Consider the following 15,796-nt stretch of genomic DNA (forward strand, 5'->3'; position numbering starts at 1 on the left):
GCTCCTGTAACAGGCCTCTCGCCATGACCGCACTCTCCGTGCCCACCCCGGGGTTGACCGGGTCTTCGCTGTGGGACCCGGCCCTGATCGCGCGCTACAACCTCGCCGGGCCGCGCTACACGTCGTACCCCACCGCCGCACAGTTTCAGGACGATGCCAGCGACACGCTGTGGCGCGAAGCCGTAGCTGCCAGCAACACGGCGGGCGCGCCGCTGTCACTGTACTTCCACATCCCGTTCTGCAACACCGTCTGCTACTACTGCGCCTGCAACAAAATCATCACCGCAAACCGGCAGCGGGCCACGGACTACCTGCAGCTGCTGTACCGGGAAATCGCCCTGCAGGCCGATGCTGTGCGGCCCGGACGCATTGTGCGCCAGCTGCACTGGGGGGGAGGCACACCGACCTACATTTCAGATGACGAAATGCAGGCGTTGATGGCGCAGACCCGGCAACACTTCCAGCTTGCGGATGACGATAGCGGTGAGTTCTCGATCGAGATACATCCGGGCGGCATGGAGCCGGCACGCATTGCGCACCTGCGCGGGCTGGGTTTCAACCGGGTGAGTATGGGCGTGCAGGATTTCGACCCCGATGTACAACAGGCGGTAAACCGATTCAACAGCGTGGAAGAAGTGTCTGCACTGGTGGCGGCGATTCACAGAGAACGCTTCAAGTCACTGAGCATGGACCTGATCTACGGCCTGCCGCGACAGAGCGAGGGCTCTTTCGCACGCACGCTGGACCAGGTGATCGCGCTGCGGCCGGACCGCCTCTCCCTGTTCAACTACGCGCACATGCCGCAAATGTTCAAGACCCAGCGCCAGATCGACGAGCGGCAACTGCCCGAGCCCGCCGTGAAAATGGCCATCCTGCACCAGAGCATTGAGCAATTGCTGGCGGCGGGCTATGAATACATCGGCATGGACCACTTTGCCCTCCCCGGGGACGAGCTGGCCCTGGCCCAGATGCAGGGCACACTGCACCGCAATTTTCAGGGCTATTCAACACATAAGGACTGCGACCTGCTGGCCTTCGGTGTCTCTGCCATCAATGCCCTCGGCAACAGCCACTTCCAGAATCACAAGGATGTGACCTCTTACGCACAGGCTATCGAGTCCGGACAACTGCCGCTGGCGAAACACATCAGCCTCAGTGACGATGATCTGCTGCGCAAGGCAGTCATCAACGAGCTCATTTGCAATTTCGGCCTGGACTACGCCGCTATCGAGACAGCGTTCGGTATCGACTTTCAGGACTATTTTGCGCCCGAACTGGCGCGCCTGCCTGCCCTGGCGCGCGACGGCCTGATTGAACTGGATGCCGGGGGCATTCGTGTGATGCCCGCGGGTCGTCTGTTGGTGCGGCGGCTCTGCATGGAGTTCGACGCCTACATCGATCACACCAAGCTGTCAGGCAACCGGTTCTCGCGCATCATCTAGCGCGCTCCACACCCGTATCAGGCGCTGGCGGGGCGCGCCTTGCTGATAACGGCGAACAGCCAGCCGCCGAGCGCGCCGGCAAGGCATTGCAGCAACAGTCCGTCCCACTCCCGCGCCGCAGCAACTACCCAGATACCCAACACCTCGCGCATGATCAGGTGCAGTGCCAGCATCCCGCTGAAACCTGCCAGCGTGAACCAGAACAGGCGCGACCCCGGCGCCCTGTGCGCCCGCACAAGGCCTGCCGCCACCGGCATGGCCAGCACAAAGGCCAGCAGAATCAGCAGCAGGTAGGCCGTCATACCCATCAGGTCGTGCAGGCTTGCCTCCAGCCGTACCGCCATGGGCACTGGCACACCCAGGTCCCCCAGATTGGCCAGCACCGTCTGGGTGGCGAACAGGCTTGCAACGACATAGGCGAGCAATACCGCAGGGAAAAAAGCTTTCAGGACGCGAATCATGGGCGACTACCGGTAGTGCAGGGAGTGTTTATAATGAACCGGCGCACCGCAAAGGAAAAGCCCATGCCTGTTCTCGCCGTCACACTTCGTTTTCTCGCCGCTGCCGGCCTCAGCCTCAGTCTGCATGCCGGGTCAGCCCAAGCTGCGGCAGCCGACGCCGCGGCAGCGAGTACCTATCGTCTTGAAACCCTGGCGGAGGGTCTGCAACACCCCTGGTCTGTCGCTCAACTGCCCGATGGCAGTTTTCTTGTCACTGAACGCAACGGTGCCTTGCTGCACATTCAGGCTGACGGCACTGGCCGTACAGCGCTGGAGGGCGTACCAGAGACCTTCGTTGCTGGCCAGGGCGGGTTTTTCGATGTCCTGCTACACCCGCAGTTTGCAAGCAATCAGCTGGTCTATCTGAGTTACGCCAAGGGCGATCAGTTCGCCAACGGTACCGCGATCTTCCGCGCGCGCCTCAGCGGCAAAAGGCTGGTGGGCGGAGAGGATATTCTCTGGGTCGCTGACCAGAAAAACACCGCGCAGCACTACGGTGGGCGCATGCTGTTCCTGCCCGACGGCACGCTGCTGCTGGCGACCGGAGACGGTTTTGACTTCCGCGAGAAAGCGCAGGATGGCAGCAACGAACTGGGCAAGGTGCTGCGCATCCGCGAGGACGGCAGCGTACCCGATGACAACCCGTTTCGGGCGCCGGGCAGCGAGCGGGTCTGGACGCTGGGCCACCGCAACCCGCAGGGGCTCGCACTGGATCGCGCAAGCGGCACAATCTACCTGCACGAACACGGGCCCAAGGGCGGGGATGAGGTGAACGTTCTGCGCGCAGCCAGCAACTATGGCTGGCCGGCGGCGACCCATGGCGTGGACTACAGCGGCGCCTACGTTTCTCCCTACAGTGAGCTGCCGGGCATGACGCCACCGCTGCAGGTCTGGGTACCGAGCATCGCACCCTCTGGCCTGGCGTGGTATGGCGGCGAGCAGTTTCCCGCCTGGCAGGGCAAGCTGTTGGTCGGCGCGCTGGTCGACAAGGAAGTACGCCTTCTCACACTGCGCGATGGTGTGGTGATCGATGAAATGCCACTTTTCGCAGAACTCGGTGCGCGTATCAGGGACGTGCGGGAAGGGGCTGACGGTTTCGTTTACCTGCTGACCGACGCGGAAAACGGCGCCCTGATCAGGGTCACGCCAACGCGTTGACCCCCGCCACGCCGGGCGCGACGGAACGGGGATCAGAAGGCCATTTAACTGGCGCTGGCTTTCTTCGGTGCGCGTTTCGCAGCGGCTTTTTTCGGCGCAGCTTTGCGGGCGGGTGCTTTTTTGGCCACCGCTTTTTTCTTCGCCGGGGCCTTCTTCACCGTCGCTTTTTTCGCTGCCGCTTTGCGTTTGGCTGGTGCCTTGGCCTTTCCGCCGGACGCTTTCTTTTTCGCCGCCGGCTTACTCGCTGCCTTACGCCGCGCAGCCGCTTTCTCTACCATGGACGCTGCTTTATCGGCAGCCTGCGCCCGCCGTGACTCCAGCGCGAGATCAGCCTGGATGGGCACCAGCTTTTCGAAGGAGGCATAAGCGGCTTTGGCCATTTTCGCCACCGACTCTGCCAGCTCCTGCACCTGCTTCACCAGTTCTTCCACACGCTTCTGGCTTGCCGTGCTGGATTTGCCGCGCAATGCACTGCGCGCCTTTTTCAGGCGGGTATTGGCCGCGGTGTGTTTTTTACGCGCCGCGGTCAGGTCTGCCTTGACCTTGGCGTGCGCCTTTTCCGTTTCGGAAAGCAGTTTCTTCTGCAGCTGCTCAACCTTCTTATTCGCCTGCTCAGCCATTTTTACGGCCTGCGACATTTCTCTTTCCAGCATGGGCATTTCACTCTAATGAATAAACGGGTACCGCTTCTTCAGTGTAGGCGGAATTGCTCTGCGCGCAATGCCTATTTATTGATCTGTCTCACGCCACCGTGAATCGGCACACTGGACCCGCAGGCCGCCACACTGCGGGCTCACTCTCCCTGACTGCGGATGTAGGCAATGACGTCCTGCAGCGCCTGCTCGTCGTTCAGCATCGCCGCCATGTTGCGCATTTGCCGGCCGGTGCGGTCTTCCCGGTGTCGACCCCGCTGGCCCTCGCGGAACGCGTGCAGCTGGGCGAGCAGATACCAGTCGTCCGCGCCCGCCAGGCGAGGCGCGTTCAGCGCCACATTGCCGTCCGCGTTCGCGCCGTGGCAAGCCCCGCACAAGCGCATGAATGTCCTGCCGCCCGCTATCGCATCGCCGGTAGCCAGTGTGGACGGCGAGGCGCCGCTCTCCAGTTCGCTGATATAAATGGCCAGATCTGGCAGACGCTCCACCGGCGGCAACAGACCGGTGGACGCCGCCATCTGCTGCGCCGCCAGCGTGGCGTCTGCTCCACCGCGCAGGCCACGCTGGAATTTGTCCAGCTGGGCGAGGATATAGACGGGGCGCAAGTGATTTAGACGCGGTGCCCGCAGGGCGACATTACCCTCTGCCGATGCCCCATGGCATGCCGCACAGGGGGCGTACAATTCAGCAGCGTCAGGCACTTCGGCCTGGGAGGCGAACGCAAGGGTCGCAAGCATTAAACCGAGCAGCGACAGGAGAGAAGCGGGCATACGGGTATCCTGTGAAACCGGACAAACGCGGCAAATCTACCAGCTTTCGCATCTCACGAGTATCGGGTGCGCAGCATCTGCGTCACGACAAAAGGGGGACCAACCGACAGGGGACAAACAAATGATGCTGCGCTAGACTCATCGACACGCTTTTCCCCCAGTACCGCCCGGATGCGGTACGCACCGTCTTGAACAGGAACCGCCATGGAGTACGACCCGAACCAACACAGCCTGAGATGCCCCAAATGCGGCCACGGCATGAACGAGGTGAGTTACGGGAACATCACCATTGATCGCTGCAGCCACTGCCAGGGCCTCTGGTTCGATAGCGGAGAAGCCGACCGGTTGAAAGCACGCTGGATGGGAGACGCACTGGATGTCGGCCTCCCTGCAGAAGGCCGCAAGTGGGATGCGGTGGAAGACATTGCCTGCCCCCGCTGTCAGCGGGACATGGAGAAGACCTGCGACCCGGAACAGCCGCACATCTGGTACGAGACCTGCAGTGAACATGGCCTGTTCATGGACGCCGGCGAGTTCACCGACTACAAGCATGAAACACTGGTTGACCGCTTCCGCAGCCTGATCAAGGGGGCGCGCTAGACAGAGCAGGCAAGGCGCAAGCCAGATGACGACCTCACTCGGTACCCGCGTTCTGTACGGCGCTGGCGGCGCTGTCGGCGCAGCCAAGGAAGCGGCGTACACGATGTTTATCCTGCTGTTCTACACGCAGGTGCTGGGCCTGAGCGGAACCATCACGGGTTTGATTATCGCGGTGAGCCTGATCTGGGACGGTATTTCCGATCCACTCGTCGGTTCCCTCTCCGACCGGCTGCGCAGCCGGCACGGGCGTCGTCACCCTTTCATGGCGCTGAGCATCATCCCGCTGGGGCTGGGTTTTGTCGGCCTGTTCACCCCGCCGCAAGCAGTGGTCGACAACAGCACCTGGCTTGCAGGCTGGCTGCTGTTCTGGTCGCTGTGGGTGAGGACCTTTGTCACGACCTTCGCCATACCCCATCTCGCGCTGTCGGCGGAAATCACCAGCGACTACCACGAACGCAGCCAGGTGCTCGGCGCGCGCATGGGCTTCATGTTCCTCAGCGCCGTGCTGCTGCCCGCCGTGGCCCTGACCGTCATCTTCCCCGAGCAGGATGGCGTGGACGGACGCTTTGATCCCTCGCGCTATCCGCTGTATGGCATGCTGTCCTGCGCGGTGGTGTGGGTCATGGCGACACTCAGCACCCTGGGTACGCGGCGCCATATACAGCCGGAGGTGGCCCAGCCCGGGGGCAACAGTCGCACCACACTGCGGACCCTGTTCAGTGATCTGCGGCGCACCCTGGGCAACCGCAATTTTCGCCTGCTGATCGGCTACGACATCGCAGCCACCTCGGCCTACGGTGTCATCAGCACGCTGAATATTCTGGTATGGACGTTCTTCTGGGCATTTTCCGCTGCCGAGATCTCCATCATCCTGTCCCTGCCAACGCTGCTCGGCGTGGCACTGGCCATGTTGACGCTGGGCCCCCTCGGCCGCCGTTTTTCCAAGCAGCGCCTGGTGCAGCTGTCACTCTCCTGCCTGATTCTCAATTGCCTGTGGCTCTACCCACTGCAACTGTTCGGCTGGTTGCCAACCGACAGCAGCAGCCTGACCTTCATCCTGAACTTTATCTTCATGCTCATCTTCATGTACCTGTTCATGGTGCGCATCGTCAGCAGCACCTCCATCGTGGCCGACCTCACCGACGAGCATGAACTGGACCACGGCATGCGGCAGGAAGCCGGGTTTTTCTCCGTCATCAACTTCGTCAGCAAGCTGGCAACCGTCGCCGGGCCGCTCTACGGTGGCCTGGCACTGGACATCATCGGCCTGGAAACCGGGATGCGCCCCGGTGACGTACCTCTCGCCACGCAGCATGGCCTGGTCTACGCACTCGGCCTCGGGGTCATTCCACCCCTGCTGGCCGCGCTGTGGATTATTTCGCGCGTCAGCAGCAGCCAGGCCCATGTTGAGGCGGTGCAGGCGCAGATTGCCGCGCGGCGACAGACCAACCCCGAAGGCTGACACCAGCAGGTTGCCTTGTCGGCCCGGCAGCCGTGCGCGACAATGGCCGACCACATTCCCGAACGGCACCCCAATGACCGACCACAACCTGCCAGACCTCACGGATGACGTGCGCATTCACGGCGCACAGCCGTTAATCACGCCCTGGGTATTGGCCGAGGAGTTGCCACTACCCGCAGCACAACGTGGCGCCATTGCCAGTGCGCGGCGGACCATCGAGTCCGTACTCGCTGGCGAGGACCGCCGCCTGCTGGCGATCGTGGGCCCCTGCTCTGTGCACGACCCGGTTGCGCTGCTGGATTTCGCCAGTCAATTGCAAAGCGCCTGCGCACCACTTGAGGATGCGATTCTGCCGGTGCTGCGGGTGTATTTCGAGAAACCGCGCACGGTTGTGGGTTGGAAGGGACTGATCAACGACCCCGACCTGGACGGCAGCTTCCGCATCAACAAGGGGCTGCGCCAGGCCCGCCGTGTGCTGCTGGACGTGGCCACACTGGGCCTGGCCGCCGCCAGTGAATTCCTCGACACCACCTTTGGCCAGTACTACGCCGATCTGGTGAGCTTCGGGGCCATCGGTGCGCGCACGGTGGAAAGCCAGATTCACCGCGAACTGGCCTCCGGCCTGTCCATGCCGGTGGGCTTCAAGAACGGGACCAACGGCAACATCGATGTCGCCATCGATGCCATTCGCTCCGCGCGCCACAGCCACTGGTTCCCATCGCTGACCAAGGAAGGCACGCCGGCGATACTCCACTCCACCGGCAACCCTCACGGTTACCTGATCCTGCGTGGTGGCAGTGCCACCGGCGCCAACTACCACGCCGCTGCGGTGCAGGCCGCGGCAACAGCGCTGGCACAGCACGACCTGCCTGCATCCCTGATTGTGGATTGCAGCCACGGCAACAGCGACAAAGACCCGGGGCGCCAGGCCGTGGTGGTATCGTCGCTCTGCGATCAGATGGAGCAGGGGCAGCGTGCCATCCGGGGTGTGATGCTGGAAAGCCACCTGCTGCGTGGCAACCAGCCAATCGCCGAACGCGAGACGCTCAACTACGGCCAGAGCATCACTGACGCCTGCCTGTCACTGGCGGAGACGGTGCCGCTGCTGGAGCAACTGGCGGCGGCCGTGCGCCGCAGCCAGTGAAGCCGGTCTACCAGCTGTAACCCACGCGGAAACGGTAGGTCTGGTCCATTTTGTCCACCTCGGGTGGCAGGCCGGAATCGTACTCGAGCAGGATCTCCGCAGCGCCTTCGATGTTGAACATCAGCGGGAACGACAGGCCCAGGGTGAGGTCGAGAATAACATCCTCCAACTGGTCCAGGTTCCAGATGCCGGTGTGTTTCAGGTATAGCTTGGACACATCGCTGATATAGTTGCTGGAGGCATCGACCGACCAGTTCATACCCAGGTAGTCCTGGTCTTCCGCGACAATGTAGTCCTCATTGACATAGACGCCGCCCACTTCCGCGGAGAGGGTCAAGAGGGGACGCTCATGGAACTGGCGACCGATGTAGGGACCGACGTAGTAGCGCAGGTCGAGGTCGGCAAACTTGTCGTGCTCTGCCGATGCATTCACACCCCAGTAGAGGGGCCCTTCGAGGAAGCGGTCATACTTGCCAAGCGCTGTCCAGTTTTGGGCATTCTTGACCTCGTTGGCCTCATCGTTCTCGCCATTGACACGCACCGTGTAGCGGTCCTGAAGGCTGCGCCAAACGCTCTCCAGGCTGTAATCCAACTCATCCGTATCGGTATTGCCGCGCTGCATCTCCAGCGCCAGGCTGGCCAACCCGGTCCAGCGGTAGCCCATGCCCAGCTCCCAGGGCTGCGGGTTGCTGACGGCAAGTTCCTGCAGCGGATAGGTCGCCGCGGGCGCTCCTGCAGATGCCAGCAGCAGGGTTTCGTCCTCGACACGCAGCGCCGGCTCCTCAACCACCGTGCCATCAGCGAGCTTGAGCACAATCGGCTCGCTGGCCGTAAGGCTTGCCACCTGATCCTGCTGTATCTTGAGCGTGCCTGCAAACTCGGTATCCACAGTAACAACACCATCGCGCACGCCAGTGACTGTTCCCAGAATACGAGAGCCGTTTTTGAGAACGATTTCGTCAGCAGCAAGTGCGCTCCCCGCGAGCATGCCTGACGCCAGCGCTACGGCGGTCACCGCCGGGCGCAAAGAGTGAATAATCCGCTTCATGTTCCCCAGTTCCTTGAATTCATCGAGCACCGCCTATAATACAGGATTTGCCTCGCCTTATGCGCATGCTCGGCGGCTGGTAGACTGGCCCCTTCAATCTGGGAGATCACTGTGAGCGAGAAAGATTACGACCTGTTTGTCATCGGCGCCGGCTCCGGCGGCGTGCGCGCCGCACGCATGGCGGCGAGCTTCGGCGCCCGTGTGGCAATCGCCGAAGACCGCTATATGGGCGGCACCTGCGTCAACGTGGGATGTGTGCCAAAAAAACTCTATGTCTACGCATCTGAGTTCGGCAAGGCATTTGAGGACGCCCGGGGATTTGGCTGGGACAGCAGCAAACCGGCGTTTGACTGGGCAACCTTGCGCGACAACAAGAAAACGGAAATTTCCCGACTGAACGCGATCTACCGCAAGATGCTCAAAGGGGCCAACGCCGACGTCATCGACGGCCGGGCGCGCATCGTCAACGCGACGACCGTCGCCGTGGGGGACCGCGAATACAGCGCCGGAAAGATCCTCATCGCCACCGGAGGCTGGCCGCATATTCCGCAGTTTCCCGGCAGCGAACTGGCGATCACCTCCAACGACGTGTTTGACCTGGACAGCTTTCCCGAGCGCCTGGTGATCGTCGGTGGCGGCTACATTGCCGTGGAGTTCGCCGGCATCTTCAACGGCCTGGGGTCGCACGTCACACAGCTGTATCGCGGCCCGCTGTTCCTCCGCGGCTTCGATGCCGATATCCGCGCGCACGCGGCGCGGGAGATTGCCAAAACCGGCGTGGATCTGCGCTTCGAGGTTAACGTCGAATCCATCTCACGCGGCGCTGACGGCCTGGAACTGGAGCTCACGGATGGGTCACGGCTCACCGCCGATGCCGTGCTGTATGCGACCGGACGCAAGTCGCACCTCGACGGCCTGGGCCTGGAGCAGACCGGCATCAAGCTCACCGAGTTTGGCACCATCGCCGTGGACGAGCATTTCGAGACCGATGAGCCCGGCATCTTTGCCCTGGGAGACGTGATCGGTGGCATGGAGCTCACGCCGGTCGCGCTGGCGGAAGGCATGGCCTTCGCGCGACGCCAGTTCGGTGAGGCGGGCCAGCAGGTCGACTATGACTTCATACCCACCGCCGTTTTCTGCCAGCCGAATATCGGCACGGTAGGGTTCACGGAGGAGCAGGCGCGGGCGAAGTTCGGCCATATCCGCCTGTTCAAGGCAACCTTCCGCCCGATGAAGCACACCATCAGCGGTCGCGACGAACAAACCTTCATGAAACTCGTCGTCGACAAGGCCACCGACCGCGTGGTGGGCCTGCACATGATGGGGCCCGATGCCGGAGAAATTGTTCAGGGTATGGCTATCGCACTGCGTGCAGGTGCTACCAAGGCACTGTTCGATTCCACCATCGGCATCCATCCCACCGCTGCCGAAGAGTTCGTCACCATGCGCGAACCCTGGCACGAAGACTGAACAGACCGGCGATTTCCGCATGATATCTGTCGATTCGCTGTCCAGACGCTACGGCAACACACTGGCCGTGGACAACGTTTCGTTCGAGATTGGCGCCAACGAGGTGGTTGGTCTGCTGGGGCACAACGGCGCCGGCAAGACCACAATCATGCGCATGCTCAGCGGTTATCTGGAGCCCTCCACCGGCAGTGTGACTGTCGCCGGCGTCGACATGGCAGAGGGTGCCCGCCAGGTGCAGGCGACCCTGGGTTATCTTCCTGAGCACCTGCCGATCTACCCCGAAATGCTGGTGGCGGACTACCTTGACTATGTGGCGACGCTGAAGGGCATCCCGCGGCGTGAGCGCGCTCTGGCGCTGCAGGAAGCCATTGCCGCAACGGCACTGGGGGAACGCGCACTGGACCCGATCCACCAGCTTTCCCGCGGGCTGCGCCAGCGCGTGGGGGTGGCGCAGGCAATCCTCGGCCAGCCACAACTGCTGATTCTGGATGAACCCACCAATGGCCTGGACCCCGGGCAGACCAGCCAGATGCGCGACCTGCTGCGGCGGCTGGCGCGGCGCGCCACGGTAATTCTCTCCACGCACATCATGCAGGAGGTTGAGGCGGTCTGCGACCGGGTGCTGGTGATGGCCGCTGGCCGTCTGGTACTGGACGCACCGCTGGCCGATCTGCGTAAAAGCCGCACCCTGGTGCTGCGCGCGGGCACCGAGGAGCCCGATCTCGAGCGCTGGCTGCGCCGGCTGCCGCAGATTGCGGCCGTACATCCGCGCGCCGACATCGCCGGAGGAGAAAGCTGGCTGCTCACACTGCGTGAAAACGCAGACGCCGACACCGCGGCAAACAATATTGCCCAGTGCGTGGTCCGGGCCGGCGCCAGCCTGTTCCAGTTGCAGCCCCAACTGCGCGACCTCGACAGCATCTTCCGGGATGCCACATCCGGGAAGGCCGGCACGTGACCACCAACAGCGTCATTCGTCGCGTGGCACAGAAGGAGGTGCGGCTGTTTTTCGGCTCACCTGTCGCCTGGCTGTTCCTGGCCGGTTTTGCGGCGCTGACCCTGTTCCTGTTTTTCTGGGTGGAATCCTGGTTCGCGCGCAACATTGCCGATGTGCGGCCGCTGTTTGAATGGATGCCGCTGCTGCTGATACCGCTCAGCGCGGCCCTGACCATGCGCATGTGGAGTGAAGAACGCCGCACCGGCACCCTTGAGCACGTGTTGGTGCAACCGGTAGGCATCTGGCGCTTCGTGCTGGGGAAATTCCTCGCCTGCACCGGCCTGCTACTGCTGGCGCTGCTGGCAACGCTGCCCCTGCCAGTCAGTGCCGCGCTCATGGCCGACCTCGACTGGGGCCCGGTCGCTGCGGGGTACCTGGCCTCGCTGCTACTCGGCGCGGTATACATCAGCATTGGACTGTTTGTGTCCGCACGCACGGATAACCCCATTGTGAGCCTCATCGGCAGCGCAGTTCTGGGTAGCCTGCTGTATCTGGCGAGCAGCAGCACGCTGACAGCCCTGGTCACCGACAGCAGCGCCGAAAGGCTGCGCCTGCTGGGCAGCGGCGCGCGCTTCGACAATATCACCCGGGGCGTGCTCGACATCCGCGACCTGGGGTGGTGCCTGAGCCTGATCATCGGCTTTCTGGCCCTGAACGTGTTCAGTCTGGAGCGCGAGCGCTGGGCCCGCGACATACGTAGCCGCAAGCAGCAGCGGGCGACCGCCGCGATCTTACTGCTGCTAGCCAACCTGCTGCTGGCCAACCTCTGGCTGCAGCCGCTGTCCGGCATGAGGCTGGATGTTACCGAAGGCAGACTGTACTCACTCTCGCCCACCACGCAGCAGATCCTTGGCCAGCTGCAGGAGCCCCTGTTAATCCGGGGCTATTTCAGCGATCGCACCCATCCCCTGCTGGCGCCCCTGGTGCCGCAGCTGCGCGACCTGATTGAGGAGTATGCCAGCGCGAGCAGCGGCAGGATCAGGGTTGAGTTCATCGATCCGGCGGAACACCCGGAGCTGGAGCGCGAGGCACGGGACCGCTTCCGCATGAACGCCACCCCGCTGCAGATCGCGGATCGTTACCAGTCAACGCTGGTCAATGCCTGGTTCCACATCCTGGTGCGCTATGGCGATGAGTTCACGACGCTCGGCTTCACCGACCTGATCGATGTGCGCAGCGCCGGCAACACGGAGGCGGAGGTGCGCCTACGCAATCCGGAGTTCGACCTGACACGGGCAATCCGGGATGTACTGCAGCAGTACCAGCTGGGCGATGACCTGTTCAGCACCATCGAACAACCCGTGCAGCTGGTGGCGTATGTTTCTCCCCACGCCCTGCTGCCGGAGCGGCTGCGCCAGTACCGCGACGCCATCCAGGCGCAACTGGATGCGCAGGTTGCCAACTCCGGTGGCAAGTTCAGTTACCGCTTTGCAGAGCCCGAAGCCAATGACGGCGCGCTGGCGCAACACCTGGCCGACACCTGGGGCTTTCAGCCGATGATCGCCGGGCTGGGAGAAGAGCAGCGTTTCTGGTTCTACCTCACGCTGGAAGACGAGCGCCAGGTGGTACAGCTGCCCACCGATGCCTTCGATCCGGACGACTTCGCCACCGTGCTGGAGGCGGGTCTGCGCCGCTTCGCCGGTGGCCTGACCAAAACCGTGGCGCTGGCCGTGCCGGAGATGAATGAGCAAATGGCACGCTTTCACCTCGGCGCGCCCACCTTCGCCAATCTTGAGCAGGCCATCACCCGGGACTACACCATTCGCAGCGAACAGCTCAGCGATGGCAGTGTCGACCCCGACGCGGACATCCTCGCCGTCGTTGCACCGCGCGCGCTGGATGCCGCCAGCCTGTTTGCCATCGACCAGTTCCTGATGCGGGGTGGCACGGTTGTACTGGCAACCGCTCCGTTCAGCGTGGAGCTCAGCAATGGCGAGATGCGATTGCTGGACTATCCCAGCGGCCTCGACACATGGCTGGCAGCACACGGACTGCACATTGCGCCTGAACTGGTGCTCGATGAACAGAATGCACCATTCCCGGCGCCGGTTCTGCGCCGCGTGGGTGACTACGAGTTCCGCGATGTACAGATGATCGACTACCCCTACTTCCTCGACATCAGGCCACCGGCACTGAACCCGCAACACCCGATCACCGCCAACCTGCCGCAGCTGACACTGGGCTGGGCGGCGCCTATCGAGGTGCAGCCCGTTCAGGGCCTGCGCAGCATCACACTGCTGCGCAGTTCAGAGCGGGCCTGGACGTCGGCAAATCGCGATATTCTGCCGCAGCAGGAAGGTCAGGCCGGTCCCCGCTTTGTCGTCGAAGGGGAAACCGGCAGCCAGGTCCTGGGCGTTGTGCTGGAGGGCCGCTTCCAGTCGGCCTTCGCGTCCCGGGGGGCGCCAGCCATCGGCGCAGAGAACGGGCGTGAACCACGGGGCCTGCTCCGGCGATCCGCGGAATCCGCACGGTTGGTGCTGTTCAGTTCCAACGACTTCATGGACGACCAGATGCTGAACGCCATGGTCGCTGCAGCAGGCACACAGTACCTGAGCCCCCTGGAGCTGTTCATGAATACCCTGGAGTGGTCGCTGCAGGATCAGTCACTGCTGTCCATCCGCAATCGGGCACATTTCAACCGCACTCTGCCACCGATGAGCCGCGAGGCCCAGCAGTGGATCGAGTACCTGAACTATGGCCTTGCGGTCGTCTGGTTGCTGATACTGGCTGGCGTGCACCGCTTGCGCACCTCGCTGCGCCGGCGCGCCTACCGGCGGAGGCTGGGACTGTGATTCGCGTGCTGCTGCTGATACTGATGATCCAGTGCGCCATCACCGCCGCCGTCTACTGGCCGCAGGAGCACCTCGCGGCAGAGAACCCGGGCGAAGCGCTGCTCAGCGTTGCAGCGGAAACCGTCACGCGGATCAGCATCGCCGATGCACAGGGCGCGGAGGTTGAGCTGCTGCGCACCCCCGCGGGGTGGACCCTGCCTGAACTGGCGGGTCTCAGCGCCGATTCGGCGCAGGTCGATCGCCTGCTGAAGGCGATAACAGAGGTCAGGCACGGCTTTCCCGTTGCCTCCAGTGTGCCGGCACGGCAGCGTTTCGAGGTCGCGGACTACCACTACCAGCGGCGTATCCGCCTTTCCACCGCGGAGGGCGAGGAGAGCACGGTGTTCCTCGGCACGGCGCCGGCCTTCCAGCAGGTTCATGCGCGCCATGCAAACCGGGACCCCATCTACAGCCTGCCCTTCAGTGCGTTCGATGCACCCGCAAACGCCGGCGGCTGGCTTGACCGGACTCTGTTGCGCGTAGCGGACCCGCAGCGGGTGCGGGGTGACGGGTTCCAGCTCACCCGCGAGGGCAACCGCTGGCAGTCGGCCACAGGTGCATCACCTGAGCCGCGGGAGCTGGAGGCGCTGCTACTGGGACTGGCCAACCTGCAGGTAGACGGCGTGGCCGATGAAGATCAGCGACGGCAGCTCAGTGCCCGCCAACCGGCCTTCAGCCTTGCAACCGGCGACGCCGAAGGCGAGCGGCAGCTGGCGTTCTATACGCTGGAGGACAAACAGTTCGTGCGCGATGCCCGCTACGACCTGTTTTTCACCCTCAGCGCCTACGACTTCGACCGGCTGCGCACACTGGATGTGGACCGCCTGAACGGTGGTCCATGAGCACCACCTCGAAGTGGCCGCTGCCCGCTGAAGGTGTGCGTTTTTTGACGCCCGCCTTCATGCTGGAGAAGCTGCATCGGCATCCCCTGACACGGGACTGCTACCCCACGGCCATGGGCTACTATCCGCAGGCCCGCGGCCACCGGATGCGCAGGCTGCGGCATGATGACAACCTGCTTCTCTATTGTGTTGATGGCAGCGGCAGTCTGCGTCTTGGGGAACAGCGCCACACGATCAGTGCGGGCGACCTGATACTCCTGCCCCAGGGTGTCCCGCACAGTTACAGCGCCAGTCGCGACACACCCTGGAGTATTTACTGGATACATTTCCAGGGAATCAGCAGCGGATTGTTCATGGAATACCTCGGCTACCGCGAGGGGCGACCCGTCGTACAGGCCGGCATCGCGCCCAGCCTGATTGCTGCCTTCCACAACCTGTTGGCGGTGAACCGCACCGGCTACAGCAGTTCAGCGTTCGTGAATGCCGCCAACCAGTGCCGCCACCTGTTTACCCAGATTGTGCTGGAGGCCACACAACAGCGGGCCAGCCACCCCGCCGGGCTGGATCTCGACGCCATTCAGTCGACGATGCAGGACAACATTCACACCAGCCTGGAGCTGGAAGAACTGGCCAACATTGCGCACCTGTCGAAATACCACTTCGCCAGTCGCTACAAGGCCCTGACCGGCTATTCACCGATCAAGCACTTCCTGCACATGAAGATAGAATACGCCTGCCAGCTGCTGGACAGCACGGAAATGCGCATCAAGGCAATTGCGGCGGCAGTGGGCTATGAGGATGCGCTGTATTTCTCCCGCCTGTTCAAGCAGACGGTGGGTCTGTCGCCGCGCGCTTACCGGAGTTCTGTGCGCAAGTGAC

At 63.1% G+C, this 15,796-nt stretch carries 14 protein-coding genes; 10 read left to right on the forward strand and 4 right to left on the reverse strand.

Going from position 1 to position 15,796, the window contains the following annotated elements; translation table 11 throughout:
• The first annotated feature begins 23 nt into the window (after positions 1–23).
• On the forward strand, positions 24–1,442 hold the full coding sequence (gene hemN, locus R3E49_RS01400) for an oxygen-independent coproporphyrinogen III oxidase (protein ID WP_371293410.1): 1,419 nt from the start codon (positions 24–26) through the stop codon (positions 1,440–1,442).
• A 17-nt stretch (positions 1,443–1,459) separates the two neighbouring features.
• Here the strand turns inward: hemN and R3E49_RS01405 are convergent, their stop codons facing one another.
• A complete protein-coding gene (locus R3E49_RS01405; protein WP_371293411.1) occupies positions 1,460–1,903 on the reverse strand; it encodes a hypothetical protein in 444 nt (147 codons plus the stop codon).
• A 63-nt stretch (positions 1,904–1,966) separates the two neighbouring features.
• On the opposite strand from R3E49_RS01405, the gene R3E49_RS01410 reads away from it, so the two are divergent.
• Positions 1,967–3,100: a PQQ-dependent sugar dehydrogenase gene (locus R3E49_RS01410; RefSeq protein WP_371293412.1), complete on the forward strand. Its 1,134-nt coding sequence runs from the start codon at positions 1,967–1,969 to the stop codon at positions 3,098–3,100.
• Positions 3,101–3,144: 44 nt separating this feature from the next.
• Here the strand turns inward: R3E49_RS01410 and R3E49_RS01415 are convergent, their stop codons facing one another.
• Together R3E49_RS01415 and R3E49_RS01420 are read right to left on the reverse strand one after the other, a co-directional pair.
• A complete protein-coding gene (locus tag R3E49_RS01415) occupies positions 3,145–3,759 on the reverse strand; it encodes a hypothetical protein (protein ID WP_371293413.1) in 615 nt (204 codons plus the stop codon).
• Positions 3,760–3,893: 134 nt separating this feature from the next.
• Positions 3,894–4,523 (reverse strand): cytochrome c, encoded by a 630-nt coding sequence (locus R3E49_RS01420; RefSeq protein ID WP_371293414.1) that lies wholly within the window; start codon positions 4,521–4,523, stop codon positions 3,894–3,896.
• A 204-nt stretch (positions 4,524–4,727) separates the two neighbouring features.
• Here R3E49_RS01420 and R3E49_RS01425 point away from each other — a divergent pair, with 204 nt between their 5' ends.
• From R3E49_RS01425 to R3E49_RS01435, 3 genes are all read left to right on the forward strand, one after another.
• The gene (locus R3E49_RS01425; protein ID WP_371293415.1) at positions 4,728–5,123 is read left to right on the forward strand and encodes a zf-TFIIB domain-containing protein; all 396 of its coding nucleotides are present in this window, start codon (positions 4,728–4,730) and stop codon (positions 5,121–5,123) included.
• A gap of 25 nt (positions 5,124–5,148) precedes the next feature.
• Entirely contained in the window at positions 5,149–6,585 is a 1,437-nt protein-coding gene (locus R3E49_RS01430) for an MFS transporter (RefSeq protein ID WP_371293416.1), read from the forward strand.
• 73 nt (positions 6,586–6,658) lie between these two features.
• Positions 6,659–7,729 (forward strand): 3-deoxy-7-phosphoheptulonate synthase, encoded by a 1,071-nt coding sequence (locus R3E49_RS01435; RefSeq protein WP_371293417.1) that lies wholly within the window; start codon positions 6,659–6,661, stop codon positions 7,727–7,729.
• Positions 7,730–7,736: 7 nt separating this feature from the next.
• On the opposite strand, the gene R3E49_RS01440 is transcribed toward R3E49_RS01435, so the two are convergent.
• The gene (locus R3E49_RS01440; RefSeq protein ID WP_371293418.1) at positions 7,737–8,777 is read right to left on the reverse strand and encodes a YdiY family protein; all 1,041 of its coding nucleotides are present in this window, start codon (positions 8,775–8,777) and stop codon (positions 7,737–7,739) included.
• 111 nt (positions 8,778–8,888) lie between these two features.
• Here R3E49_RS01440 and gorA point away from each other — a divergent pair, with 111 nt between their 5' ends.
• Genes gorA through R3E49_RS01465 form a run of 5 tightly spaced genes read left to right on the forward strand, consistent with a single transcriptional unit; the run spans position 8,889 to position 15,795 of the window.
• On the forward strand, positions 8,889–10,247 hold the full coding sequence (gorA, locus tag R3E49_RS01445) for a glutathione-disulfide reductase (RefSeq protein WP_371293419.1): 1,359 nt from the start codon (positions 8,889–8,891) through the stop codon (positions 10,245–10,247).
• Between the two features lie 19 nt (positions 10,248–10,266).
• Positions 10,267–11,205 (forward strand): ABC transporter ATP-binding protein, encoded by a 939-nt coding sequence (locus R3E49_RS01450; protein ID WP_371293420.1) that lies wholly within the window; start codon positions 10,267–10,269, stop codon positions 11,203–11,205.
• On the forward strand, positions 11,202–14,036 hold the full coding sequence (locus tag R3E49_RS01455) for a Gldg family protein (protein WP_371293421.1): 2,835 nt from the start codon (positions 11,202–11,204) through the stop codon (positions 14,034–14,036). Before R3E49_RS01450 ends, R3E49_RS01455 begins: the two co-directional genes overlap by 4 nt.
• Positions 14,033–14,917 carry a DUF4340 domain-containing protein gene (locus R3E49_RS01460; RefSeq protein ID WP_371293422.1) on the forward strand — a complete coding sequence of 295 codons (885 nt, stop codon included), beginning with the start codon at positions 14,033–14,035 and terminating at the stop codon, positions 14,915–14,917. Before R3E49_RS01455 ends, R3E49_RS01460 begins: the two co-directional genes overlap by 4 nt.
• Complete coding sequence (locus tag R3E49_RS01465; RefSeq protein ID WP_371293423.1) at positions 14,914–15,795, forward strand: AraC family transcriptional regulator; 882 nt, start codon at positions 14,914–14,916, stop codon at positions 15,793–15,795. The genes R3E49_RS01460 and R3E49_RS01465 overlap by 4 nt, the downstream gene beginning before the upstream one ends.
• The last annotated feature ends 1 nt before the right edge of the window (position 15,796 follow it).

The sequence above is a fragment of the Haliea sp. genome (genome assembly GCF_041395985.1).
Lineage (GTDB): Bacteria > Pseudomonadota > Gammaproteobacteria > Pseudomonadales > Halieaceae > Haliea.